20 protein-coding genes and 1 pseudogene are annotated in these 23,548 nt (G+C 62.3%); 4 read left to right on the top strand and 17 right to left on the bottom strand.

What is annotated here, in order from left to right; all coding sequences use genetic code 11:
- Window positions 1-106 precede the first annotated feature (106 nt).
- Window positions 107-1,741, top strand: coding sequence for a hypothetical protein (locus B9Z52_RS17605; protein ID WP_146182815.1), 1,635 nt, complete (start codon window positions 107-109; stop codon window positions 1,739-1,741).
- A gap of 103 nt (window positions 1,742-1,844) precedes the next feature.
- On the opposite strand, the gene B9Z52_RS09325 is transcribed toward B9Z52_RS17605, so the two are convergent.
- Window positions 1,845-2,753, bottom strand: coding sequence for a LysR substrate-binding domain-containing protein (locus tag B9Z52_RS09325; protein WP_108413560.1), 909 nt, complete (start codon window positions 2,751-2,753; stop codon window positions 1,845-1,847).
- 110 nt (window positions 2,754-2,863) lie between these two features.
- On the opposite strand from B9Z52_RS09325, the gene B9Z52_RS17995 reads away from it, so the two are divergent.
- Both B9Z52_RS17995 and B9Z52_RS17990 read left to right on the top strand, forming a co-directional pair.
- On the top strand, window positions 2,864-3,577 hold the full coding sequence (locus B9Z52_RS17995; RefSeq protein ID WP_199222069.1) for a helix-turn-helix domain-containing protein: 714 nt from the start codon (window positions 2,864-2,866) through the stop codon (window positions 3,575-3,577).
- A 3-nt stretch (window positions 3,578-3,580) separates the two neighbouring features.
- Window positions 3,581-4,549, top strand: coding sequence for a DNA glycosylase AlkZ-like family protein (locus B9Z52_RS17990; protein ID WP_199222068.1), 969 nt, complete (start codon window positions 3,581-3,583; stop codon window positions 4,547-4,549).
- A 93-nt stretch (window positions 4,550-4,642) separates the two neighbouring features.
- Here B9Z52_RS17990 and B9Z52_RS09315 read toward each other — a convergent pair whose 3' ends face one another.
- The 15 genes and pseudogenes from B9Z52_RS09315 to B9Z52_RS09245 all read right to left on the bottom strand — a co-directional run bounded on the left by B9Z52_RS09315 (window position 4,643) and on the right by B9Z52_RS09245 (window position 20,964).
- Complete coding sequence (locus B9Z52_RS09315; protein ID WP_369907875.1) at window positions 4,643-5,539, bottom strand: CoA ester lyase; 897 nt, start codon at window positions 5,537-5,539, stop codon at window positions 4,643-4,645.
- Between the two features lie 8 nt (window positions 5,540-5,547).
- Complete coding sequence (locus B9Z52_RS09310; protein WP_108413559.1) at window positions 5,548-6,900, bottom strand: MmgE/PrpD family protein; 1,353 nt, start codon at window positions 6,898-6,900, stop codon at window positions 5,548-5,550.
- 183 nt (window positions 6,901-7,083) lie between these two features.
- A complete protein-coding gene (locus B9Z52_RS09305) occupies window positions 7,084-8,265 on the bottom strand; it encodes a CaiB/BaiF CoA-transferase family protein (protein WP_108413558.1) in 1,182 nt (393 codons plus the stop codon).
- Window positions 8,266-8,962: 697 nt separating this feature from the next.
- Window positions 8,963-10,120 (bottom strand): acyl-CoA dehydrogenase family protein, encoded by a 1,158-nt coding sequence (locus B9Z52_RS09300; protein ID WP_199222066.1) that lies wholly within the window; start codon window positions 10,118-10,120, stop codon window positions 8,963-8,965.
- Between the two features lie 45 nt (window positions 10,121-10,165).
- On the bottom strand, window positions 10,166-11,053 hold the full coding sequence (locus tag B9Z52_RS09295) for a MaoC family dehydratase N-terminal domain-containing protein (protein WP_108413556.1): 888 nt from the start codon (window positions 11,051-11,053) through the stop codon (window positions 10,166-10,168).
- A gap of 270 nt (window positions 11,054-11,323) precedes the next feature.
- Window positions 11,324-12,841, bottom strand: coding sequence for a class I adenylate-forming enzyme family protein (locus tag B9Z52_RS09290; protein ID WP_108413607.1), 1,518 nt, complete (start codon window positions 12,839-12,841; stop codon window positions 11,324-11,326).
- A gap of 2 nt (window positions 12,842-12,843) precedes the next feature.
- Window positions 12,844-13,848 carry a tripartite tricarboxylate transporter substrate binding protein gene (locus B9Z52_RS09285; RefSeq protein ID WP_108413555.1) on the bottom strand — a complete coding sequence of 335 codons (1,005 nt, stop codon included), beginning with the start codon at window positions 13,846-13,848 and terminating at the stop codon, window positions 12,844-12,846.
- Between the two features lie 112 nt (window positions 13,849-13,960).
- Window positions 13,961-14,935: a nitronate monooxygenase family protein gene (locus B9Z52_RS09280; protein ID WP_108413554.1), complete on the bottom strand. Its 975-nt coding sequence runs from the start codon at window positions 14,933-14,935 to the stop codon at window positions 13,961-13,963.
- Between the two features lie 15 nt (window positions 14,936-14,950).
- Window positions 14,951-16,117, bottom strand: a complete 1,167-nt coding sequence (locus tag B9Z52_RS09275; RefSeq protein ID WP_108413553.1) for an acyl-CoA dehydrogenase family protein — start codon at window positions 16,115-16,117, stop codon at window positions 14,951-14,953.
- A gap of 18 nt (window positions 16,118-16,135) precedes the next feature.
- Entirely contained in the window at window positions 16,136-17,320 is a 1,185-nt protein-coding gene (locus B9Z52_RS09270) for a thiolase (RefSeq protein ID WP_369907877.1), read from the bottom strand.
- A gap of 111 nt (window positions 17,321-17,431) precedes the next feature.
- A pseudogene (locus B9Z52_RS18120) lies at window positions 17,432-17,755 on the bottom strand (Zn-ribbon domain-containing OB-fold protein); the annotation flags it as partial.
- A gap of 10 nt (window positions 17,756-17,765) precedes the next feature.
- The gene (locus tag B9Z52_RS09265) at window positions 17,766-18,686 is read right to left on the bottom strand and encodes an SDR family NAD(P)-dependent oxidoreductase (protein WP_108413552.1); all 921 of its coding nucleotides are present in this window, start codon (window positions 18,684-18,686) and stop codon (window positions 17,766-17,768) included.
- 544 nt (window positions 18,687-19,230) lie between these two features.
- Window positions 19,231-20,034 carry an enoyl-CoA hydratase/isomerase family protein gene (locus B9Z52_RS09255; RefSeq protein ID WP_108413550.1) on the bottom strand — a complete coding sequence of 268 codons (804 nt, stop codon included), beginning with the start codon at window positions 20,032-20,034 and terminating at the stop codon, window positions 19,231-19,233.
- 48 nt (window positions 20,035-20,082) lie between these two features.
- Window positions 20,083-20,502, bottom strand: coding sequence for a MaoC family dehydratase (locus tag B9Z52_RS09250; RefSeq protein WP_108413549.1), 420 nt, complete (start codon window positions 20,500-20,502; stop codon window positions 20,083-20,085).
- Between the two features lie 9 nt (window positions 20,503-20,511).
- On the bottom strand, window positions 20,512-20,964 hold the full coding sequence (locus tag B9Z52_RS09245) for a MaoC family dehydratase N-terminal domain-containing protein (protein ID WP_108413548.1): 453 nt from the start codon (window positions 20,962-20,964) through the stop codon (window positions 20,512-20,514).
- Between the two features lie 191 nt (window positions 20,965-21,155).
- Between B9Z52_RS09245 and dapD the strand changes: the two genes are divergently transcribed.
- A complete protein-coding gene (dapD, locus tag B9Z52_RS09240; protein ID WP_108413547.1) occupies window positions 21,156-22,133 on the top strand; it encodes a 2,3,4,5-tetrahydropyridine-2,6-dicarboxylate N-succinyltransferase in 978 nt (325 codons plus the stop codon).
- Window positions 22,134-22,205: 72 nt separating this feature from the next.
- Here dapD and yjjJ read toward each other — a convergent pair whose 3' ends face one another.
- Window positions 22,206-23,537 (bottom strand): type II toxin-antitoxin system HipA family toxin YjjJ, encoded by a 1,332-nt coding sequence (yjjJ, locus tag B9Z52_RS09235; RefSeq protein ID WP_108413546.1) that lies wholly within the window; start codon window positions 23,535-23,537, stop codon window positions 22,206-22,208.
- Window positions 23,538-23,548: the final 11 nt, after the last annotated feature.

The following is a 23,548-nucleotide window of genomic DNA, read 5'->3' as shown; positions in this document are numbered from 1 at the left end:
TTTTGCTATTAAATATTTAATACAATAAATATATAAGTACTTTATTAGCATTTTATTCAGTTAAGATTTCCTTCGGCACCTGTAAAAATTGCTGTAAAGGAAAACAATGACCAAATTCCATCTGCCATCAACGCCCGCTGTCAAACTGTCGGCCATGAGCATGGCCTTCTTGTTGATCTCCGCCTGTGGCGGTGGTGGTGGTGCACCCAACACACCTGACACAAACACGAGTTCATGGCCCAAATCAGGGAGTTATGAAGTGGTCTTGAAGCCCTCCGGCTTCACAACAGCATCACCCTTGCAAACTTCACTTTCACTGGTGCATGCATCCACACCCGATACCGAATACCAAATCGACACAACGGCTGCAGCAACGCAGTTGGGGGTCTCTTTGAGTCAAGGTCAATGGAACCCAACCAAGGGACAGTTCACTGATTTGCAGAATGCGGCTTACGTTGACCATCGCAATGGCACTGTGCGCGTCACGTCGTTGCTCGCCAATAGTGCACGTCCTGTCCAATCGACTGCGCCTGCAGCCGACTTGTGCAGCACAAGCCAACTGGCGCGAAACTTTTCCAAACCTTTTGCCAGTCAAATGATCGTCGACACTGCTGGCGCAGACGGTTTGTGCAACACCAGTGATGACGGGCAAATGCTGGTCAAATTTTCAGATACCGGCGTACCGTCCATCGCAGCTGTAGCATCTCAAAATCGATATTTAGGTTATTTGCGCTCACCCACAACGGGACAACCCACCCATTGGCTTGTTACCTGGAAAGCCGGCGGCCAAATCGACTTATGGTCTATTGCCCAACCTGGAACAACCATCATTGAACCCGGTTTTTCTACAAGCACCTCCCAATTTTCCAGCGTGGCCAACCTGTCTGATTTGATTCTTTATACGCAAAACGGTCTGCTTAAAGCCATGCGAATGGTCAATGGGACGCCCAGTATTTCAAACGTTTCCGCGTTATCAGGCACTTCCGGCTGGAAACTGGCGGGTAACGATGCGTCGAATGCTTATGCTTATTTCAGTTCTGGTGCCAGCTCCTCATGCACAGGCACTTGGCGAATCACCTCTGTTTCGAGATCTGCCGCATCAGCCAATACTTTGGCTACAGGCACCGGAAGTTTGATCGCAGCGACCACACTCAATGGCGCTGTGTACGCCTCGGTCTGCTCGGGCAGCACAGGGTCATTGATCAAAGTGGACACGACAACAGGTACCCAAACCGTCTTAAAAGCACCATCGTCCACGATTTATATGGCCTCATCCTTTTCCGGTGAATTGGCCGTGACGGGAATTTCCTCTAACAACGGCAGCTGGTCCCTGAATTTCCTGAACCAAACCGACAGCTTACTTTACGACGCTGGCGACGCCATGGTCTATGGAGCCAACCAAGCAGCCTACGATGCATCCAGCAATATCTTTATGGGTGACAGCGTTTATGTTGTGCCGCGGACATTGGGCACCACAGGAGCAGGCGGCACACTCCAGCGTTGGGATGTGGCAAACAATGCCATGCACACCGTAGGCGCTCTTCCATCAGCCACCGATTTGGGTGGGACTGCTGGCAATCGTGTTTTCACGGGGCCGATGTCCCCCAGCGCCTTGATCGGTGGAACCTTTGTGGCACGGATTTCTTCAGACAGTCAGATTCAACCATCAGGCAGCAGGGTTTACACGCTTCTACCCAAAACCGACAACAGCTTGGTACTGACCACCAAGCAGGTTAAGTGAACGTGTCATGAGTCCTGCAGGCAGCCTTCATGTAAGGCTGCCTGCAGTTATAAGGAAGCCTTCCAAGCGATAGCTTCATCTGATGTCTGAACACTCAGACCATTCAACCCCTCGCCAGCCTCGCATCCTCTGACAACAGATCAATCAAGTCCCGCGCAAAGTTGGGCAGCTCGTCCAAGCTGCGCACGCAAATCTGCATGGAGCGCAGCGCCCACGCGTCGGACAGCGGCACCAAGCGGATGGCCATGCTGCGGGCGTGGCGGCGGGCGGCGGATTCGGGCAGCACGCCCACGCCCACACCGGCTTCGATCATGCGGCAGGCCGACTCGAAGCTGCTGACCTGGATGCGCACCTTGAGCGGCTTGTTGAGTTGCTCGCATTCGCGGTTGAGGAAGGCGTGCAAGGCGCTGGCTTCGTGCAGGCCCACATGGTCAAACTCCAGCGCGTCGATCAGCGGCATGCTGGGCAGGTCGGCCACGGGATGGCCATCTGGCACCACCAGCACCAGGCTGTCAGACCGGTATGGCAAGGTCTGCAGGCTTTCGGTGCGCACCGACCCGGCCACGATGCCGATGTCGGTCTTGCCGTCGATGACAGCGCGCACGATTTCGTTCGACAGTTTTTCTTGCAGATCGATGTTCACATCGGGGTGCGTGGCCAGGTAGCGCTTGAGCACCTCGGGCAAAAACTCGCCCAGGGCCGTGGTGTTGGCGTACACGCGCAGGTGGCCTTTGATGCCGCTGGCGTATTCCTGCAGGTCGCCGCGCAGATGTTCAATCTGGCCCAGCACCAGCCGCGCCCGGTGCACAAAAGCTTGCCCCGGTGGCGTGAGGGTCACGCCCTGGCTGTGGCGGTTGAGCAGCTTGGCACCGATGCTTTCTTCGAGGTTTTTGATGCGCGTGCTGGCCGCAGGCAGCGAGATGTGCGAAGCCTCAGCCCCTTTGGTGAGGCTGTTGGCTTCGGCCACCCGCACCATCAGACGCAAATCCACCAGATCGAAATGAACAGACATGGGGGGATTGTGCCAGTGGGCCAGTAGGCAGCTGCGGCGCGAATGGGGTGACGGCTGCACGGCACTATGATTGAAATGTGCATTAACGACAACACCAAGGAGGCTGCACCATGAGCTTGCCCATTCATTCACAGACCTTACCTGCTGGTGAGTCCCTGACTGTTGAATTCAAAAGCGACCGCAAGCGCTTGTCGGACACCGAGCTGGTTGAAGCGCTGGTTTGTCTGGCCAACACCGAGGGCGGCACGCTTTGGCTTGGCGTCGAAGACGATGGACAGGTCACGGGCTTGCATGCAGATCACCTGTTGTTGACCGGACTGGCGGGGCTGGTGGCTGCACGCACTTCACCATCACTTCAAGTGGATGTGATGCATGTGGACATCCAGGGTGTGACGGTCGCCTGCATTCATGTGCCTAAAGCACGAAGTGAAGTGGCTACACAGGCGGGTGTGTACGTGCGTCGTCGCATCAAACACGATGGCACGCCCGAATGCGTGCCCATGTTGCCTCATGACCGCATCAGCCGTGCATCAAGTTTGGGGTTGGTGGACATATCCGCACAAGCTGTGGCTGGTTGCACACTGTCCGACTTTGATCCGCTGGAGCGCGAACGCTTGCGCCAGGCGGTGCAGAAATATGGCGGTGACCGTGTCTTGCTTGACTTGGATGACGAGGCGCTGGACGGTGCTTTGGGTTTCACGAAGCGCCTACCTGATGGCACCCGTTTGCCCACGCTCACAGGCTTGCTTTTGCTAGGCCGAGAGTCGGTGTTGCAACAACACGTCGCCACGCATGAGTTCGCGTTTCAGGTGCTGGCCGAATAAGCTGTGCGTTTCAATGAATTTCGCCGTTATCCATTGCTCAAGGCGCTGGATTGGCTGGAAACCAACTTTCGTCCCTACAACCCCGAGCAAGAGTTGCAGGTCGGGCTTTTCAGAGTGCCAGTGCCGCTGGTGGACATGGCGGCTTTTCGTGAAGCGATTGCCAACGCCCTGATTCATCGCGACTATCACCGCATTGGTGCGGTGCATGTTCGGCTGGAAAACGATGCCTTGGTGATCAGCAACCCAGGCGGTTTGGTGGATGGCGTGACTTTGGCCAACTTGTTGGTGACCGAGCCGCGTCCCCGCAACCGGGCTTTGGCCGATGCCATGAAGCGCATTGGTATGGTGGAGCGGTCAGGTCGTGGTGTGGACACCATTTACCGTGGCATGTTGAAGTTTGGTCGCCCCGCACCAGACTATGGCCGCACCGATGCGCTCAATGTGGTTGTGCAATTGCCGACTGTGCCTGCCGATATGGCTTTTCGGCGCATGGTGGTCGATATTGAAAATCAGCGCGGATCGGAGTTGCCGATTGATTCATTGATTGCTTTGGGGGCTTTGCGTGAAATCAAACGCCTCTCGGCCGAAGACTTGGCCCAGCGCATCCAACGGGATGTTGGTAACGCCAAACGGACACTGGAAGCTTTGACCGAAGCCGGGCTGGTCGAGGCACATGGCAACACCCGAGGACGCAGCTACACACTGTCATCCTCGGTCTACTCCGTGGTGAGCGACAAAGCGGCTTATACGCGCCAAGTGGGGTTTGGGCCGATTCAGCACGAACAAATGGTGTTGAGCTACATCCGACAACACGGTCAGATCAAACGGGGCGAAGTGATGGACTTGTGTCGGTTGACAGAGGGGCAAACCAAGGCACTACTGCGACGCTTGGTTGAGTCTCAAAAACTCACATTACAAGGCACTGGAAAGGCTTCAAGATATTCCGAATTTGTCCTGCCATCTCAAGTTTGATCCATAAATACGGATGAATACGGATGAATACGGATGCGTTGTTACCGTTCGGAACAGGCTGTAAATTCAGCACGCTGTCATCTAATCAAACCGTCAACGCTCCCGTAATTGCAAAATCTGACGCGCCAGCAGCAACACAGGCGGGTCGACCATCTTGCCGTCCACGCTGAACGCGCCGCCTTGGGCCTGCACCTCGGCAGCCAGCACGCGCTCGGCCCAAGCGCATTCGGGTTCGGTCGGGGCCAGGGCCTGGTGCACGCCCGCCACTTGCGCGGGGTGGATGCACAGCTTGGCGGCAAAGCCAAAACGGCGGCTGCGCTGCGCGTCGCGGGCCAGCACATCGGCGTCGATGGTGGCGGTGGTCACGCCGTCCACCGGGGCGGGCAGGCCCGCACGGCGCGAGGCCACGACCAGCGCCACACGGATGGGGGCGAGTTCGGCTTCATCGGGTCCGCAGCTCATGCTCAGATCCACCTGCAAATCAATGTGCCCAAGTCCCAAACGCAAGACGCCTGGTGCACGGGCCATGGCGTCCATCTGCCCCACGCCTTCGGCGCTTTCAATCAAAGGCAAGACCGGCACACCGCTGGCCATGAAAGCGTGTTCGACTTGCTGTGCGTTTTCGGCCTTGGGCAGCATGAGCGCGCCCAGGCCTGGCAAGCTGCCCAGTGCCGCCAAGTCGGCAGCGTGCCAGGGCGTGCCGGCCGGGTTCACGCGCACCAAGAGGCGTGCACGTTCGGCCGCGTCAAAGGCAGTCCAAGCATTGCGCAGTGCCGTGCGTGCCGCATCTTTGGCGTCCAGCGGCACCGCGTCTTCGAGGTCGATGATCACCGCATCGGCACCGCTGGCCAAGGCCTTGGCAAAGCGCTCAGGGCGGTTGCCGGGCACAAACAAAAAACTGCGCGCCAGTGCAAGTGCCGATGACTGTGCCTGTGCCAGCGGCGATGGCAGCCCGTGGGTGGGAGCCTGGGCGGCTTCTTGTGCAGACACTGGCCCGCTCATGACAACAAAGCGCCGACCTTGGGCCAAGTGGCCACTTGCCAGAGCGCGTCCACGCTTTGGCGCATGGCCTCAGGCGTGGCACCGCCGCTGAAGGCGGCCAAGCGCAGGGCCTTGTCGGTGATCTCCTGACGCGAGAGCGTGTTGCCCGGATCGCCCTTGGGCTCGTCCACGCGGCCGTGCAGCACGCGGCCGTCGGTGGTGGTGACCGTGACTTTGCCGATCCAGCGCTTGGGGTAGGCGCTGTCCACTTCGGCGTCGAGCGCCATCGTGACCTTGTCGCGCAGCGCCTGCGTTTGTTGGCTCAAAAAGTCGCGGTCGAATTCGGTCAGGCCCGCATGGCCATGTTGCGCCACCAGGGCCAGCACCGTGCCCATCGAGAACTTGCTCTGGTGCACCGTGGTGGGTTGCACCACCGGGCCCAGCACGTCGATCGCGCCTTGGTGCACATGGGTCACCACTTGGGCCAGGTCATCGAGCTTGAGGCCGTTGGATTGCATGACGTGCAGCAGCGCATCGGCCGCCGGGTGGGTGTGGCGGCAGCTGGCGTGGTACTTGAACGAGGTCTCGGCCGTGGCCCAGCGCGTGCCCAAGCCGTCCACCAGGCGACTCGGGTCGGCGTCGCTCGACATGCCCACGGCCATGCCCTGCGGGCCTTCCAGAATTTCTGCCGCGCCCGTGAAACCGTCTTTGGCCAAGTAGGCTGACATGAGGCCCGCAGCGGCCGCGTGGGCGGTGTGCAGCTGCTTGCTGTCGGCGGCGGTGCGCAAGAACTCCCACAGGCCTGCCGACTGCGTGCCGGCCGAGCCCAGCGCGTGCTGCATTTGCTGCGCGTTCAGGCCCAACAGGTGGCCCACGGCCGCTGCTGCGGCCAGCGTGCCTGCGGTGCCCGTGGTGTGGAACACGCGGTAGTGCGAGCGCCCCAAAAATTCACCCACACGGATGCCGACTTCGTAGCCGACCACCGATGCGGCCAGCAGTTGTTTGCCGCTCGCGCCCAGGGCTTGGGCCACCGCCACAGCGGGTGGAAAAACCACCGTGGCCGGGTGGAACACCGAGCCGTTGTGCACATCGTCTTGCTCGGCCACATGCGAGGCAGCGGCGTTGGCCATGGCGGCCAAATAGGGCGTGGTGCGTGCGCCGTTGATGATGACTTCAGACGGGCCTTGTGCAGGGCCCATGGCTTGGGCAAAACGCGTGATGCTTTCCACCGGGCGCGTGCCGTGCCCGGCCACGGCCGAGCCAAACCAGTCGACCAGCAGGTCTTCGATCTTGCTCACCACGGGCGCAGGGATGTCCTCGAAGCGCAGCCCTGCGGCAAAGGCCGCGAGTTGGGCGGTGTTGGATGTCATGTTCTCTCCTTTGTTTTCGTTCAAGTTCCTGTAGGAGCCCACCCCTGTGGGCGATGGGCGTGGAACATGCACTCAACAGCATCGCCCTGCACACCATCGCCCACGGGGTGGGCTCCTACAAAAAATCCATGCCTGACCTGCGGCTCAAGTCTGCAAAGGACCGGATCGATAAAAATTCACGGTTCATATGGCCTGCTTGTTCCGCAGCGCCTGCACCGCCGCCTCGTCCAGACCCAGCTCGCGCAAGATGGCCTCGGTGTGCTCGCCCACGGCGGGCACGGGGTCCATGCGGTAGTCGTATCGGTTGTTGCGCCCGGGCGGCAGCAGGGCGGGGATGTCGCCCGCAGGTGAGCCCACCTGTTGCCAGCGTTGGCGAGCTTTGAGCTGCGGGTGAGCCCAAACACCGGCCATGTCGTTCATGCGGGCGTTGGCGATTTGCGCTTGGTCCAAGCGCGCTTCGACCTCGGCCGTGTTCATGGCCGCAAAGACACCCAAAATCAGTTGCTGCAACTCGGCGCGGTGGGCGTTGCGCAGGGCGTTGGTGCAAAAGCGCGCATCGCTGGCCAAAGCCGCATCGCCCAGCACCACCTCGCAAAACACTTTCCACTCGCGCTCGTTTTGCAGGCCCAGCATCACGGTGCCGCCGTCGCCCGCCGCAAACGGGCCATAGGGGTAGATGCTGGCGTGCGACGCGGCCGTGCGCGGTGGCGGCGCTGCGCCTTCAAAGGCGTAGTACAGCGGGTAGCCCATCCACTCGCCCAAAGCTTCTAGCATGGACACGTCGATGTGGCTGCCCTGGCCGGTCTTGCCGCGCAGCAGCAGGGCCGACAGGATGTTGGTGTAGGCGTACATGCCCGCCGCGATGTCGGCCATGGAGTTGCCCGCCTTGGACGGCGCCTCGGGCGTGCCGGTGATCGACAACAAACCCGCTTCACTCTGGATCAAGAGGTCATAGGCTTTTTTGTCGCGGTAGGGACCGTCTTCGCCATAGCCTGAGATGTCGCAAACAATGAGTTTGGGGTGCGTGGCGCTGAGGGCTTCAAACGACAGGCCCATGCGGGCGGCCGCGCCGGGCGCGAGGTTTTGCACCAGCACGTCAGCGTCTTTGAGCAGCTCGCGCAGCACGGCCATGGCCTCGGGGTTTTTGAGGTCGAGCGTGAGGCTTTCTTTGGAACGGTTGGTCCACACAAAGTGCGAGGCCTGGCCGCGCACCCGCGTGTCATAAGCCCGCGCAAAGTCGCCCGCGCCGGGGCGCTCGACCTTGATGACGCGTGCGCCCAAGTCCGCCAGTTGCCGCGTACAAAAAGGCGCGGCGATCGCGTGTTCGAGAGAGACGACGGTGATGCCGTCCAGAGGTCTTGTCATATCGATCCAGCCTCAAGATGATGGAATGTGGTGAAGTGCGTTTCTTGCACACCAGTGAGCGTGTCCCGGTAGGAGCCCACCCCTGTGGGCGATGGTTTGCGCGGCGTGTACCACGCCTTATCGCCCACGGGGTGGGCTCCTACGTGAAGATGCGGCATGCGGTTTTCTTGCCAAACTTCAAAGGGCTGGATCGCTGTTCGCGCATGGTGGCAATTGACGTTGCGAACACCTGGCCACCCGTAGGAGCCCACCCCTGTGGGCGATGGTTTGCACGGCGTGTGCCACGCCTTATCGCCCACGGGGTGGGCTCCTGCATGAAGATGCGGCATGCGGTTTTCTTGCCAAACTTCAAAGGGCTGGATCACTGTTCGCGCATGGTGGCAATTGACGTTGCGAACACCTGGCCACCCGTAGGAGCCCACCCCTGTGGGCGATGGTTTGCGCGGCGTGTGCCACGCCTTATCGCCCACGGGGTGGGCTCCTACGTGAAGATGCGGCATGCGGTTTTCTTGCCAAACTTCCAAGGGCTGGATCACTGTTCGCGCATGGTGGCGATTGACGTTGCGAACACCTGGCCACCCGTAGGAGCCCACCCCTGTGGGCGATGGTTTGCACGGCGTGTGCCACGCCCTATCGCCCACGGGGTGGGCTCCTACAAATTCAGTGTTGTTCATCGGTATCGGCCAAGCACTCGTATTTAAAACGAACGGGGCAGCCCGAGGATGTGCTCGGCCACGTAGCTGAAGATCATGTTGGTCGAGACCGGAGCGACTTGGTACAAGCGCGTCTCGCGGAACTTGCGCTCGATGTCGTACTCGCAGGCAAAACCAAAACCACCGTGCGTTTGCAAGCAAACGTTGGCCGCTTCCCAACTGGCCTTGGCCGCGAGGTACTTGGCCATGTTGGCTTCGGCCCCGGCGTTTTGCATGGCGTCGATTTTTTCGCAGGCCTTCCAACGCATCAGGTTGGCCGCTTCCAGCTCGATGAAGGCGTCGGCAATCGGGAACTGCACGCCCTGGTTTTGGCCAATGGGGCGGCCAAACACCACGCGCTCGTTGGCGTATTTGCTGGCACGGTCGATGAACCAATAGCCGTCGCCAATGCACTCGGCGGCGATCAAAGTGCGCTCGGCATTCAGGCCGTCGAGCAGGGTTTTGAAGCCCTTGCCTTCTTCGCCCAGCAGCGCGTCTTCGGGGATTTCAAGGTTGTCAAAAAACAGCTCGTTGGTCTCGTGGTTGACCATGTTCAGGATGGGGCGCACGGTGAGGCCGTTGCCAATCGCTTGCTTGAGGTCGATCAGGAAACACGACAAACCTTCTGAGCGTTTTTTCACCTGGTCAGCGGGCGTGGTGCGGGCCAACAAAATCATCAAGTCGCTGTGCTGGATGCGCGAGATCCAGACCTTCTGGCCGTTGATGACCCAGCGGCCGTCTTTTTTGACGGCGGTGGTTTTGAGCTTGGTGGTGTCCGATCCCGTGGTGGGCTCGGTCACGCCCATGGACTGGATGCGCAACTCGCCCGTGGCGATCTTGGGCAAGAGCGTGTTTTTCTGCGCGTCAGAGCCGCTGCGCACGATGGAATTCATCACGTACATCTGGCCGTGGCAAGCGCCCGAGTTGCCACCGGAGCGGTTGATCTCTTCCATGATGACCGAGGCTTCGGACATGCTCAGGCCCGAGCCGCCGTATTGCTGCGGGATCAGCGCAGCCATCCAACCGGCCTTGGTCAGCGCATCGACAAATTCTTCGGGGTAGGCGCGTTTTTCGTCGACCTTGCGGTGGTATTCGTCAGGGAACTGGGCGCAGAGGTCGCGCACGGCGTCGCGGATATCCTGGTATTGGTCGGGTGCGTGCATGGTGGTGATGGAAATGGGTTGTCAAAAATAGATGCGCGTGCAGCTTCAGGCCAGCGTGGCTTGCGCCTGCATGGTGAGCCAGCCTTCGTGGTCGCAGGCACAAAGGTCTATGGTTTTACCGTCGGCAGACGGCCGCCCGTTCAGCCGGAAAGGGTGCAGATCAAACGTGGGGCGCACGGCGCGGAACTGGAACGAGGCGACACGCGCCTCAGGCACTTGCCTGCGCACCAGGTCCACCAGCAAGGTCGCGATCAGCGGGCCGTGCACGATGAGGCCGGGGTAGCCTTCTTCTTGCGTGACATAGCTGCGGTCGTAATGGATGCGGTGGCCGTTGAAGGTGAGCGCCGAATAGCGAAACAGCGACACCGGATCGGGCACGAACTCGCGCTGCCAGGGCGCGCCTGTTTCTGCGGCGGTAGGTGGCACTTCGGGGGCGCCGGGCACAGCGGCTGCGCGGTAAACGATGTCGTGCGTTTCGGTCAAGCACAGGCCCTGGGCATTGTGGAAAGCATGCTCGACTTCGACAAACAGCAGGTCACCCGTGCGGCCCGACTTGTGCTTGACGGACGCGATGCGCGAGCGCTTTTGCGCGGCGTCGCCCACGCGCAACGGGTTGTCGGTTTGCCACTGCAAGCGGCCACCGGCCCACATGCGGCGCGGCAACGGCACGGGCGGCAAAAAGCCCCCGCGCAAGGGGTGGCCGTCGGGCCCGATCTGGCTTTGCCGCGCCTGCGGCAAGAAGTACAGCCAGTGCCACAGGGGCGGCACTTCGCTGCCAGCGGTTTGGTGGGCATCGTCGCGGTCCAGCAGCGCGCTTTGGCCGCGCAAGGGGGCGGCACTGATGTCATCTTGGAGCGTTTCGCTGCGGCCTTCCCAGCTGCGCAGGTGCGCGACTTGGGTGGCGTCAAGGGTGGTGGGGGTATTCATAGACATAACTTCGCTGAGTTCAAGGCCTGAACTTGTCTGTCTTTGTGAAAGCCCATCTTTGGCGAACCTGAAGGGCTGCATGCGGGGTGAACCCATGGCGATGTCTTTTCGAGGCGCCTCCTTTGGAGCCCGTTTTGTAGGTCGGCACCTTCAGGTCCGACTTTGTGGGCTGTGGCACAGGCACTTGTCGGGGCTGAAGCCGCCGACCTACAAATACCTCTCCAGCAGCTTGTCGACAAGCGGGTGGATGGGGGGACATTGACCATGGCTGGTGCCTCACACCTGGCTGTACTGCTCGACCAGCTCGCGCTTGAGCACTTTGCCGCTCAGGGTCATGGGCATCTCGGCCACCAGCGTCACCGCCGAAGGCCGTTTGTAGGGCGAGAGGTGTTCATGGGCATGGGCTTTGAGGGCGTCCAGGTCGATCTGCGCACCGGGCTTGGGCTCGATGAAGGCCAGGATGTCTTCGTTGCCATCGGCCGTTTTGCGCCCAGCCACCGCCGCACGCTGCACACCGGGCCAGGCCAAAAAGACAGCCTCCACCTCGCCGGGGTACACGTTAAAGCCCGAACGGATGATCATTTCTTTCAGGCGTCCGACCACCTGCAAAGCGCCATCGGCGTCTTGTCGGCCCAGATCGCCGCTGGCGTACCAGCCGCCGGGCTTGATGACTTGCTCGGTGATCTCGGGGTCGCGGAAGTAGCCGGGCATCAGGCCCACACCGCGCATCCAGATCTCGCCGGTTTCGCCTGCGGGCAAGTCTTGCCCTTGGGGACCGATGATGCGCAGCTCGGCCCCTTCGACCAGGTAACCCGCGCTGGTGTCCTTGCGCCATTCGCCCCGGCGGCACAGCGTGAGTGCGCCGGCGTATTCCGACAGGCCATAGCCGTGGTGCAGCGGGTGGCCAAAGCGCGCCTCGATGGCTTTTTTGACGCTCAGGTCCAACGGCGCTGCACCGGTGTAGACGTAACGCAGGTCAGGCGCTGCGGGGTGATCGATGCCCTGGGCATCAAGCCAGGCCAGCAAGCGGGTGAACATGGCGGGCGGCCCTTGCAGCTGCGTCATGCCTTCATGGGCCAGCGCGTCAAACACATCGGCTGCGTCAAAGTGGCTGCGCATGAGCAAACCGGCCCCGGCGTGCAGCGAGGCCATGAGCACGGTGCCCAGGCCAAAGATGTGCGTCATCGGCAAGTAGGCATACGAGCGGTCGGCAGGCACCAGCTGGCGCGACTGCGCCGACACCTTGCCAAACTGCAGCAGGCCCGCGTGCGTGAGCATCACGCCTTTGGGTTGGCCGGTCGTGCCTGAGGTGAAGATGATGGCGGCCACGCGCTCGGCCAAGTCGCCCGTTTGTGCCGTGGCTTGCGCATCGGCCAGCGTGCGGCGCAGCGCAGGCAAAACGCTCTCGCGCGTGTCGTACTGCTGCGCATGCTGACGCGCCGATTCGGACACGCCCACCGTGAAATACAGCACGCGGGCGTCGGCCTTGGCGGCAAAGGCTGCCAGCTCAGACGCCGTCATGCGCGCATTAACGCCACAGGCCCAAGCGCCCACGCGGCTGCAGGCCAGCACCAAGGCCACATGCTCGGGGCAGTTTTCTGCAGCCACCAACACCCGGTCACCCAAGCGGACACCGGCTTCGCGCAGCTCGGCTTCGAGCGCATTCACCTGCTGGGCCAGCTGGCCCAGCATCATCACCCGGTCGGGCATGAAGAGGAAGGGGTGGTCGGGGGCCTGTGCAGCGCGCTCGTCGAACAGCTGGTGGATTCGGGTGTGTAGAGACGTGTGAAACATGTTCATTCGAACGCCATGCCTTTGGTGACTTCGGCCCACAGCGCGTGCTCGCGGCGCATGCGCTCGGCCAGATCGCTCGCTTTGCCGTTCCAGATGACGTAGCCCTGGTCGATCCAGCGCTTGCGCAGGTCGGCGTCTTGCAAGGCGCGGGCCGTGGCGGCGGCGATGCGTTGACTCGCATCAGCGCTCATGCCCAGCGGGCCATACAGGCCATACCAGCCACCGATGTCGTAGTCGCGGATGCCCAACTCGGACATGCTGGGCAACTGCGGGAAAGCCGGGTTGCGCTCTTTGGACGTGACGGCCAGCGCACGCACCTTGCCGCCGTCGATGTAGGACTTGGCACCCCCGACGATGTCAAACATCATCTGGATCTGCCCGCCCATCACGTCGGTCATGGCGGGGGCATTGCCCTTGTAGGGCACATGGGTCATGGTGATGCCCGCACGGCGCGCAAACAGTTCGCCGCTCAGGTGGTTGGACGCGCCCATGCCAGCCGAGCCATAGGCCAGCTGGCCCGGGTTGGCCTTGGCGTGCGCCACCAGCTCGGGCAGGGTCTTGAAGGCTTGGTTCTGATTGATCACCAGCACATTGGCATAACTCAGGATGGGCGCGAGCGGCGTCAGGTCCTTGAGCGGGTCAAAGGTCATGGCCTTGAGCACATGCGGGCTGATGGTCATGGTGGGGCTGGCCGCGAAGTAAATCTCTTGCCCGTTGGGCTGCGCCTTGACCACGCTGTTGCCTGCCACCGCACCGCCTGCGCCCAAGCGGTTTTCCACAATCACCGGCTGGCCCAGCTCACGGCTGAACACCGGGGCAAACACGCGCGCGGCCGCGTCCACCGGGCCGCCTGCGGCGTAGCCCACGATGAGCTTGACGGTGGGGCCGGTGCTCTGGGCTTGTGCCCAGCCGCTGCCTGCCAGGCAGGCCAAGGCAGCGCCAGCGGCCAGCAAGCAGCTGCGGCGACTGAAGAAACGGTGGATCGGTGAACGGTTGTTGGATGTCATGTTTTGTCTCCTAGAGTTTTTCTATTCGTGGTTTCAACGCGGGTCCAGCAGCTTGGCAAACGCCACTTTGTCGTAGAGGGTGGAGGTGTCGATCTCGCTCATCTGGTCTTCCTCAAGCTTGCGCCCAGCGCGAAGCCTGCTGCAGTTGCTGGCGGCACTCGGCCACCATGCGTTCCATCAATTCGGCACAGGTAGGCACATCGTCGATCAGGCCGATCACTTGCCCTGCCGCCACCACGCCGCCGTCCACATCGCCCGACTGCAAGGCCTGGTTGCCGCGCTGGCCTGCGACCAGATGGCGGATGTCTTCAAAGCTGCAACCGCCTTCGCGGTTTTCGGTGGCGACCACCTCTTGCGACACCGCATTGCTCCAGGCGCGCGTGGTGTTGCGCATCGTGCGGAACATCAACTTCGTGTCGCGCTCGGTGGCGCCCACCAGCGCTTGCTTGATGTTGTCGTGCACCGGCGCTTCTTGCGTGACCAAAAAGCGCGTGCCCATGTTCACGCCTTCGGCGCCCAGCGCCAAGGCGGCGGCGAGACCTCGCCCATCGGCGATGCCGCCCGATGCGATCACGGGCACCTTGAGCGCACGCACCGCCAGCGGGATCAGCACCAGACCGGGCACATCGTCTTCACCGGGGTGGCCCGCGCATTCAAAGCCGTCGATGCTGACCATGTCCACGCCGTTGCGCTCGGCACTCAGGGCGTGGCGCACCGAGGTGCATTTGTGCACGATGGTGATGCCCGCGTCCTTCATGCGTCCGATGAAGTCCTTGGGGCTGTTGCCTGCGGTCTCCACGATCTTGACGCCGCTGTCGATGATGGCCTGCAGGTATTCGCCGTAGGGCGGCGGGTTGATCGAGGGCAAGATGGTGAGGTTCACACCAAAGGGCCGGTCGGTCAGGGTGCGTGTGCGGGCAATTTCTTGCGCCAGGGCTTGCGGTGTGGGTTGCGTCAAGGCGGTCAGCACGCCCAAGCCACCGGCATTGGACACGGCCGACACCAACTCGGCCTTGCCCACCCACTGCATGCCGCCCTGGATGATGGGGTAGCGGATGCCGAGCGCTTCGGTGACGCGGGTTTTCATGGTCTTGTGCCCGACTCAGCCGCGTGCTTCACGCACCATGTTGCGGCCAATGATGATTTGTTGTATCTGGGTCGTACCCTCATATAGACGGAACAAACGCACATCGCGGTAGAAGCGCTCGATGCCGTACTCGGCCAAATAACCCGCGCCACCCAAAATTTGTACCGCACGGTCGGCCACACGGCCGCACATCTCGGACGCGAACATCTTGCAGCACGAGGCCTCGGTAGACACGTTTCGGCCTTCGTCACGCTTGCGTGCGGCATCGATCACCATGCACTCGGCCGCGTACAGCTCGGCCTTGCTGTCGGCCAGCATGGCCTGCACCAGTTGGAACTCGGCAATGGGCTGGCCAAACTGCTTGCGGTCGATGGCGTATCGCAGCGCGTCATCGAGGATGCGCTGGGCCACACCCACACACACAGCGGCCAAATGGATGCGGCCTTTTTCGAGCACCTTCATCGCGGTCTTGAAGCCCTGGCCTTCTTTGTGACCGATCAGGTTGGCGGCCGGGACACGCACGTTGTCAAACATCACGTCGCAGGTGTGCGCGCCTTTTTGGCCCATCTTCTTGTCGTTTTTGCCCAAGCTGATGCCGGGCGATTGGGCATCGACGATGAAAGCCGACACACCGCCCGCGCCCTTGTCGGCAGGGTTGGTGCGCGCCATGAGCGTGAAGATTTTGGAATGCGGCGCGTTGGTGATGTAGCGCTTGGTGCCGTTGACAATGTAGTGGTCACCCAAACTGTCCGTGCCTCGGATGGCGGTGGTGCGCAGCGACGCCGCGTCCGAACCCGCGTCGGGTTCGGTCAGCGCAAACGAGGACGACAACTCGCCCGTGGCCAGCTTGGGCAGGTAATAGGCTTTTTGCTCTTCGGTGCCGTCCATCAGGATGCCCTGCGAGCCAATGCCCACCGTGGTGCCGATCACCGAGCGGAATGCAGGCGAGGTCTTGCACAGCTCAAACAGCAGACGAGCCTCTTCTTCCATGGTCAGCTCCAGGCCGCCATAGGACTCGGGGATGGTCAAACCAAACAAACCCATTTCGCGCATCTCTTGCACGATGGCTGGTGGAATCTCGTCGGTGTCGGCCACTTCGTTCTCGGCAGGCACCAAACGCTCACGCACAAAACGGCGCACGGAGTCGAGCAAGGCTTCGAAGGTTTCGGTATCTCGGATCATGGCTTGTGGGTGATGAATTTACAAAGTCTCAAAAGTGCCGAGTATGGCCGTGGACTGGCTCGACAGCGTGCCGCCGTTGCCGTGGGCCAGCGCGGTTTGCGCACCCGCCACTTGGCGTTCGCCGCCTTCACCGCGCAACTGGCGCACGGCTTCGATCAGGGTGAAGATGCCGTACATGCCCGGGTGCGTGCACGACAAGCCGCCGCCGTTGGTGTTGACCGCCAAACGGCCACCGGGTGCGATCGCGCCACCTTCGACAAATGCGCCGCCTTCGCCTTTTTTGCAAAAGCCCAGGTCTTCCAGAAAGAGCAAGGTGTTGATGGTGAAGGCGTCGTACAGCTGCACCACGTTCATGTCGGCGGGCGTGAGGCCCGCCATGGCAAAGGCTTCGCGCCCCGACTGGCTGGCCGAGGTGACGGTGAGGTCGTGCATGGACGAGACCTGGCGGTTCCAGTTGGCGGTGGCGTTGCCCAGCACGTACACAGGTTTCTTCGGCAGGTCACGCGCACGGTCGGCACGCACCAGCACAAAGGCGCCGCCGCCGTCGGTGACCAAGCAGCAGTCACGCACCGACAAAGGATCGGACACCATGCGGGCCTTGAGCACCTCGTCGATCGACAGCGGATCGCGCATGAAGGCTTCGGGGTTGCGCTGCGCCCAGGCGCGTGCGGCCACCGCCACTTCGGCCAGCTGGCGGCGGGTGGTGCCGTATTGGTGCATGTGCCGGCGCGTGGCCAGCGCGTAGGCGCTGAGCGGCTGCATCGGGGCATAGGGGGTTTCGTAGGGCTGCGGGTCCATCACGCGGCGGGCCTGGGCGATCTCGGCGCGGCCAAAGGTGGACGTGCGCTGCGTGCTGCCGTAGCACACCAGCACCGCATTGCACTGGCCCGACTGCAAAGCCATCATGGCGGGCAAGAGGTGTGCGACAAAGCTGGAGCCGCCGAGCATGGTGCCGTTGATGTAGCGGGGGTTGATGCCCAAATACTCGGTCACCGGCATGGGCCACATGGTAGACAACACACTGGCGGTGCACAGGCCGTCGATGTCGCTCATCTTGAGTCCGGCATCGGCCACCGCGGCGTGCGCGGCGCGGGCCAGCACTTCCATCTCGGTGAAGCCCGTGGCTTCGCCGCAGCCAAAGGTGGCCACGCCCGCGATGGCGGCGCTGCCGCGCAAGGCCTTGAGGCCGGTGGACGAATGCACCGCTGCCGATGCGGCCGGGCCACGGGGCACGGGCTTGGCCGACGTGGCCTCTGTGCTGACCGGGTCAAACACCACCACGCCTTGGCCTTTGTCGACCTCCACACGGGCCTGCACCCGCTGGCCCACCTGCACGGCGTCGACAGGGTCCATGTCCACGCGGGCCATCAAGCGCACGCCTTCGTCCAGGTCGATCAGGCAGACGTTGTAGTCGCCACCCGCGTCGGGCTTGCGGCGCACCGTGGTGACCGAATACACCGTGCCCAAGCCCGTGGGGGCCACCAACGCCACATGGTTGCTGCCGCAGTGCGGGCAGACCTCACGCGGAAAGTAAATGTGCTGGCTGCAATCAGCGCACTGTTGAATCAGAAAGCGGCCTTCGGCCAGGGCGGCCTGGTGCTGCGCGAACACACCGGAGTCTTTGTTCTGTGTTTGCATGCGCATCGCCTCAGATCGGGTCCCAGCTGAACACGTCACCCGAGCGGTCCAGATCGAAGAAGCTGGACTTGAGCGCAGGCATGGCGTGGTCGAGCACGGTCTGCGGCGTCCAGCCCTCGCTGCGGTGCACCGAGCGGATGGGGCGCGGCTGGCTCATCAAAAAGATTTCGTTGTTGCGCACAGCAAAGACCTGGCCGTTCACATGGGCCGAGTCGTCGCTGGCCAGGGCCACGGCCATGGGCGCGATCTTGGCGGGCGTCATCTGCTTGATGCGCTCGACGCGGGCTTGCTCTTCGGGCGTCTCGGTCGGGATCGAGCCGATCATGCGGCTCCAGGCAAAAGGCGAGATGCAGTTGGAGCGCACGTTGAACTTTTGCATGTCGAGCGCGATCGACTTGGACAGCGCGGTCACGCCCAGCTTGGCCGCCGAGTAGTTGGCCTGGCCGAAGTTGCCCACCAGCCCCGAGGTCGAGGTCATGTGGATGTAGTTGCCGCTTTCCTGCTCCTTGAAGTGCGGGGCAGCGGCGCGGCTGACGTAAAACGCGCCATACAAATGCACCTTGAGCACCGCGTCCCATTCGTCCATGCTCATCTTGTGGAAGAAGCGGTCGCGCAAGATGCCTGCGTTGTTGACCACCACGTCGATGCGGCCAAAGCTGTCGATGGCCGTTTGGATGATGCGGGCCGCGCCTGCGGCGTCAGACACGCTGTCGGTGTTCGCAGCGGCCTGACCGCCCATGGCTTTGATTTCGTCCACCACTTTTTGTGCAGGGCCTGCGTCTTGGCCTTCGCCCGAGACGGACGCGCCAATGTCGTTGACCACCACCTTGGCACCTTCGCGCGCCATGGCCAGCGCGATGTCGCGGCCAATGCCGCCACCTGCGCCGGTGACCACGACGACTTTGTCTTCAACCAATCGGGCTTTGCTCATTTTTTTCTCCTGGGAAAAATGGGGCGAACGTCTGGCGGGCCAGCGTCACCCCACTGGGGGGTTGATGTATCTTGCGGCGTTCAGTGATTCTGAACAATCTTCGAATGCTGAAGCGGGTCTTTCGGATTCCCGAACTCAGGGATTGCCCTTGGTTTGTGGCCTGTCCATGGATTGCAAGGCTTGTTTTGTAGGAGCCCACCCCGTGGGCGATTTTGTGATGCCTTGGGTCTGCGTGAAATCGCCCACGGGGTGGGCTCCTACAAAGCAGTGAAATCGCCCACGGGGTGGGCTCCTACAAAGAAGTTGCCTTTCAGTTTTTGTCCTGGGCTGGCCAAGCAAACAAAGGGGTTTGCTTGGTCAGAAAGCGCCCCACGGCTTCGCGGTGCTCGGCGGTGCCTGCGCTTGGGCTTTTGAGCCTTGGTTTGTGGCCTGTCCATGGATTGCAAGCCTTGTTTTGTAGGAGCCCACCCTGTGGGCGATTTTGTGAGGCCCTGGGTCTGCGTGAAATCGCCCACGGGGTGGGCTCCTACAAAGCAGTTGCCTTTCAGTTTTTGTTCTGCGCGGGCCAAGCAAACAAAGGGGTTTGCTTGGTCAGAAAGCGGTTGACGGCTTCGCGGTGCTCGGCGGTGCCTGCGGCCAAAGACTGGGCTTGCGCTTCGGCGCTCAGCATGTCTTGCAGACCACCGCCCAGCGCGTTGTTCAGGCTGCGCTTGATCAAGGCCACGGCGGCAGGTGATGCCCCCACAAAGCTGCGGGCCAGGGCCTGTGCACGGGGCAGCAGCTGGTCCGGCTCGTGCAGCTCCATCACCAGCCCCAACCGCAAGGCCTCTTGCGCGTCGATGTCGCGGGCCGAGAGCATGATTTCTTTGGCACGCTGCACGCCCACCACGCGGGGCAGGGTGTAGAGCGCGCCCACATCGGGCACCAGGCCGACCTTGAGGAAGGACATGTTGAACCAAGCGCGTGGGGTGGCCAGCACGAAGTCGGCCGACAAAGCCAGGCTAAAACCCGCACCTGCAGCCGCACCGTCGACGGCGGCGATCACCGGGCGGTCGAGCGTCAACAAGACCTGCACCCACTCGTGCAGGGTCTGCATACGACCCAACCAGCCGCCGTTGTCGAGGTTGGCCGCCGCGATGTTTTTCAGGTCACCGCCCGAACAAAAGTGCCCACCCGCCCCGGTGAGGACCACGGCGCGGATGGACTTGTCGTGCTGGATGTGTTGCAAAGCCACCGCCAACTCGTCACGCATGGCGGGCTCGAGCGCGTTGCGTTTGCTGGGGCTGTCAAAGGTGATGGTCGCGACCTGGTCGGTCACATCGAATTGCAGCAAAGATGGAGGGTTCATGGGGTTCTGGAAAAATGTGATCAAAGAAAGTGCCGCGCCTGGCCCCGATCAAGCCCATGCAAGCACGGCCTCTCCTGACAACTTGATGTGGCCTTGCGCATTCATCGCCGTCAAGGACAGGCGCACACGGCGCTCCCCATCGAGCTCAAATTTTTCGACCACCTGACCCGAACAGGTGATGCTTTCGCCCACTTGGGTCATGGCCGCGAAGCGCACGCTGTAATCACGGATCGCCGTTTGAGGCACCCAGTTGGTGAGCAGGCGCGCCAGCCAAGCCATGGACAACATGCCGTGCGCGATCACATCGGGCATGCCTGCGCCGTGCGCGAAATCGGTGTCGACATGGATGGGGTTGTGGTCACCCGATGCACCGCAGTACAGCGCCAGCGTCAGGCGCGAGACGGGTGGCAGCTCCAGCGGGCAGATAGCGTCGCCCACTTGCAGGGCGTCAAAAGAGGGGAGGGTCATGGGGTGTCCTTATGCGCTGGGGCCATGGCGCAAAACGGTCACTGCACGCAGGTCGGCCACATGCTCGCCACGCTGGTTGCTCACGCGGGTCTGGCGCACCACAAATTCAAGTGCGCCGCCCTTTTTGTCGTAGATGTCTTCGATGCGTTGCTCAAAGCGCAGCACATCGCCCGCATAGGCCATGCGGTGAAAAGTGAAGCCCTGCTCGCCATGCAAAAGCTTTCGGTAGTCCATGCCCAACAGATTGCGGATGGCGGCCGGGTCAGGCGACTCCATCTCGAGGCAAAACAAAAAAGTGGGCGGCACAGGCAAGGCCGGGTGCCCAGCGGCCTGCGCTGCGGCTTCGTCCCAATAAACCGGATCGGTCTGGCCGGTGGCCTTGGCAAAAAAACGCAAACGGCCTTTTTCCACCAACACTTCAAAATCCGGCATGACATGGCCGATGTAGCGACGATCAATCATGTTGTCTCTCTGTTTTTTCTGTACCAATCCATCGTATCCCAGGCATGCGCCAACAAGCCAGGCCAACGGGCATCTGTGTGTCGCACACAGGATTCAAACCACACCGGTCAAAGGTTGAACAGCGCGGCTGGCGCGATCGAATGGCCTCCGCGATAATGGATGGTTTTCAAGCACTTCAGCAAAGTACATCCATGAGCACTTTCCAAAACACCGGCGCACGCGCCACGGGCCTGGCCACCTTGGCCGCTGACGGCACCGTGCTGGACACCTGGTTCCCCGCCCCCGAGCTGGCCGATGGCATTGCCGCCAGCGGCAGCACCCGCCTGACCGAAGCCGAAGCCGTGGCGGCTTTGGGCGCTGATGTGGCCGAGGCCCTGACCGCCTGCACTGTGCGTGGCACCTTCGTGGTGGCTGTGCGCACCGAGATCAAAAGCCTGGCCGATGCGCCCACCGACACGCACGACGCTTACCTGCGCCTGCACCTGCTGAGCCACCGCCTGGTGCAGCCGCACGGCGCGAACGTGACCGGCATCTTTGGCCTGCTGGCCAATGTGGCTTGGACCAACTTTGGCCCTTGCGCCGTGAGCGAAGTGCCCGCCGCCCGCCTGAAAGCCCGCGCCGCTGGCCGCTTGTTGGAGATCAAAGGCGTGGACAAGTTCCCGCAAATGACCGACTACGTGATCCCGTCTGGCGTGCGCATTGCCAACGCCGACCGCGTGCGCCTGGGTGCACACCTGGCCAGCGGCACCACCGTGATGCACGAAGGCTTTTGCAACTTCAACGCGGGCACCTTGGGCGCCAGCATGGTGGAAGGCCGCATCAGCGCGGGCGTGGTGGTGGATGACGCCAGCGACATCGGCGGCGGCTCGTCCATCATGGGCACGCTGTCGGGTGGCGGCAAAGAAGTCATCAAAGTGGGCAAGCGCTGCTTGCTGGGTGCCAACGCCGGCATCGGCATCTCGCTGGGCGACGACTGCATTGTGGAAGCCGGTTGCTACATCACCGGCGGCAGCCGCGTTCAGCTGCCCGACGGCAGCGTGGTCAAGGCCAAAGAGCTGTCCGGCAAAAACGGCATCCTGTTCCGCCGCGATTCACAGTCGGGCGCGCTGCACGCCATTCCGCGCAACAAGAGCTGGGGCGAGTTGAACGCTGAGTTGCACAAGAACTGATTTCAGGTTCTCTTCAAAACAAAACGGCGTGCACGCGAAAGCGGCACGCCGTTTCTTTATCAAGCGCTGGACTCAAAGACCCTGCACCACCGCGGCATTGGCCCGCGCCACCGCTCGGAACTCGTCACCGATCCGCGCATCCTCCGCCGCCCTTTGCCAAAACTGCTTGGCCAGCGCCTTCGCTTGCGGCCAGACGCTCAGGGTGTGGGCATTAGGGCGCGGCAATTGGCTGGCCCAATCGCGCTCGACCACTTCACCCGCGACTGGGGCATAAAACATGGGCAACATGTCGTAGGCGGGGGCCAGTTGCCAGCGGTGTTGGCGCAGCAGCAAAGACACATTGCCGTGGTGGCGGTCGGTGTTGGCGATCAGGGCGCCAAAGGCGTCGAGCAGGCACAAGGTCTGGATGTCGGCGGCGCTCAGGCTTTCGGCACCGGCGCGACCGGTCTGCATGGCGGTGGCCGCCCATTGCGAGCCGATGCCGATGTAGTGCGCGTCGTACATCTCCAAAGACACCATGCCCACGCGGCCCAAGACCGTGCGGTCAAAGCGGCGGCTTTGCAAAAACACACGGCCCGCGGCCTGCACGATGTCGGACTGCGCGGCGGCAATGCCTGCGGCATGCAGCGTTTGCAGGGCCAAGGCCTCGCACACCAGCAGGTCGCGCCAGCGCTGGTCGGCCGGGGCGTCCCCTGCGGGTGAGAACTTGACCAGCACGGGCAGGCCATGGGTCACCGCACCAAACTTGGGCTGCTCGCCGCCCGCGCTGGAGCCCGGGGCGGCGCTGCCCAAGGCTTGCAAGGCCAGACGGGGATAGTCGTGCGCTGGATCCATCACCACAGGGGCGGCGCTGCGGTTGGACGGCAAGGCCAGATAACGATCCAGCGAAGCCGCGCCCACCAGCAGGTTGCCGGGCAGGTCTTCACCCGCACGCACCAGCGCCAGCAGGATGTGGTCATCGGTCCAATGGGCCAAATGGGGGGGCAAGGCCAGCTCGGCATGGGCTTGTGCAAAGGCGCGACCCAAAAAGCCCTGGGGGCGGGTGTCCATCAAGAACCAGGGCAGGCTGGGGTGAAAAGCGCTTTGGCCGTGGGCCTTGTCGGCTTCGTCCATCCAGAAGCCGCCCCCGGCCAATGGGAACAGCGTGCCAAAGCTTTGCAGTTCACCACTGGGTTGCACTTGGTGGATGAGCACCTGTCGGCCCACGCCGGGCACGTCACGCGGCAGCAGGTAGCGCTGCGCCCGGGCAGCCCCCACTTTGACCACTTGGCCTGAGGCCAGCAAGGGGGCCAGCAGGCGCGAGACCGTCGCTTGGCTCACACCCAGCTGCGCTTGCAGCTCGGGGCTGCTGGCGTGGCCGTTGTGGCGTTGCAAGGCGTGCAGGAGGGTTTCGGCGGCGGCCATTGAATGGATTT

This window comes from Limnohabitans sp. Jir72 (genome assembly GCF_003063575.1).
Lineage (GTDB): Bacteria > Pseudomonadota > Gammaproteobacteria > Burkholderiales > Burkholderiaceae_C > Limnohabitans_A.
This window is presented reverse-complemented; position numbering and strand designations above follow the sequence as displayed.

What these genes read in the sequence shown, in the direction of transcription:
- B9Z52_RS17605 (WP_146182815.1), top strand. Translation starts at nt 107, where the DNA reads ATGACCAAATTCCATCTGCCATCAACGCCCGCTGTCAAACTGTCGGCC.
- B9Z52_RS09325 (WP_108413560.1), bottom strand. Translation starts at nt 2,753, where the DNA reads ATGTCTGTTCATTTCGATCTGGTGGATTTGCGTCTGATGGTGCGGGTG.
- B9Z52_RS17995 (WP_199222069.1), top strand. Translation starts at nt 2,864, where the DNA reads ATGAGCTTGCCCATTCATTCACAGACCTTACCTGCTGGTGAGTCCCTG.
- B9Z52_RS09310 (WP_108413559.1), bottom strand. Translation starts at nt 6,900, where the DNA reads ATGACATCCAACACCGCCCAACTCGCGGCCTTTGCCGCAGGGCTGCGC.
- B9Z52_RS09305 (WP_108413558.1), bottom strand. Translation starts at nt 8,265, where the DNA reads ATGACAAGACCTCTGGACGGCATCACCGTCGTCTCTCTCGAACACGCG.
- B9Z52_RS09300 (WP_199222066.1), bottom strand. Translation starts at nt 10,120, where the DNA reads ATGCACGCACCCGACCAATACCAGGATATCCGCGACGCCGTGCGCGAC.
- B9Z52_RS09295 (WP_108413556.1), bottom strand. Translation starts at nt 11,053, where the DNA reads ATGTCTATGAATACCCCCACCACCCTTGACGCCACCCAAGTCGCGCAC.
- B9Z52_RS09290 (WP_108413607.1), bottom strand. Translation starts at nt 12,841, where the DNA reads ATGTTTCACACGTCTCTACACACCCGAATCCACCAGCTGTTCGACGAG.
- B9Z52_RS09285 (WP_108413555.1), bottom strand. Translation starts at nt 13,848, where the DNA reads ATGACATCCAACAACCGTTCACCGATCCACCGTTTCTTCAGTCGCCGC.
- B9Z52_RS09280 (WP_108413554.1), bottom strand. Translation starts at nt 14,935, where the DNA reads ATGAAAACCCGCGTCACCGAAGCGCTCGGCATCCGCTACCCCATCATC.
- B9Z52_RS09275 (WP_108413553.1), bottom strand. Translation starts at nt 16,117, where the DNA reads ATGATCCGAGATACCGAAACCTTCGAAGCCTTGCTCGACTCCGTGCGC.
- B9Z52_RS09265 (WP_108413552.1), bottom strand. Translation starts at nt 18,686, where the DNA reads ATGAGCAAAGCCCGATTGGTTGAAGACAAAGTCGTCGTGGTCACCGGC.
- B9Z52_RS09255 (WP_108413550.1), bottom strand. Translation starts at nt 20,034, where the DNA reads ATGAACCCTCCATCTTTGCTGCAATTCGATGTGACCGACCAGGTCGCG.
- B9Z52_RS09250 (WP_108413549.1), bottom strand. Translation starts at nt 20,502, where the DNA reads ATGACCCTCCCCTCTTTTGACGCCCTGCAAGTGGGCGACGCTATCTGC.
- B9Z52_RS09245 (WP_108413548.1), bottom strand. Translation starts at nt 20,964, where the DNA reads ATGATTGATCGTCGCTACATCGGCCATGTCATGCCGGATTTTGAAGTG.
- dapD (WP_108413547.1), top strand. Translation starts at nt 21,156, where the DNA reads ATGAGCACTTTCCAAAACACCGGCGCACGCGCCACGGGCCTGGCCACC.
- yjjJ (WP_108413546.1), bottom strand. Translation starts at nt 23,537, where the DNA reads ATGGCCGCCGCCGAAACCCTCCTGCACGCCTTGCAACGCCACAACGGC.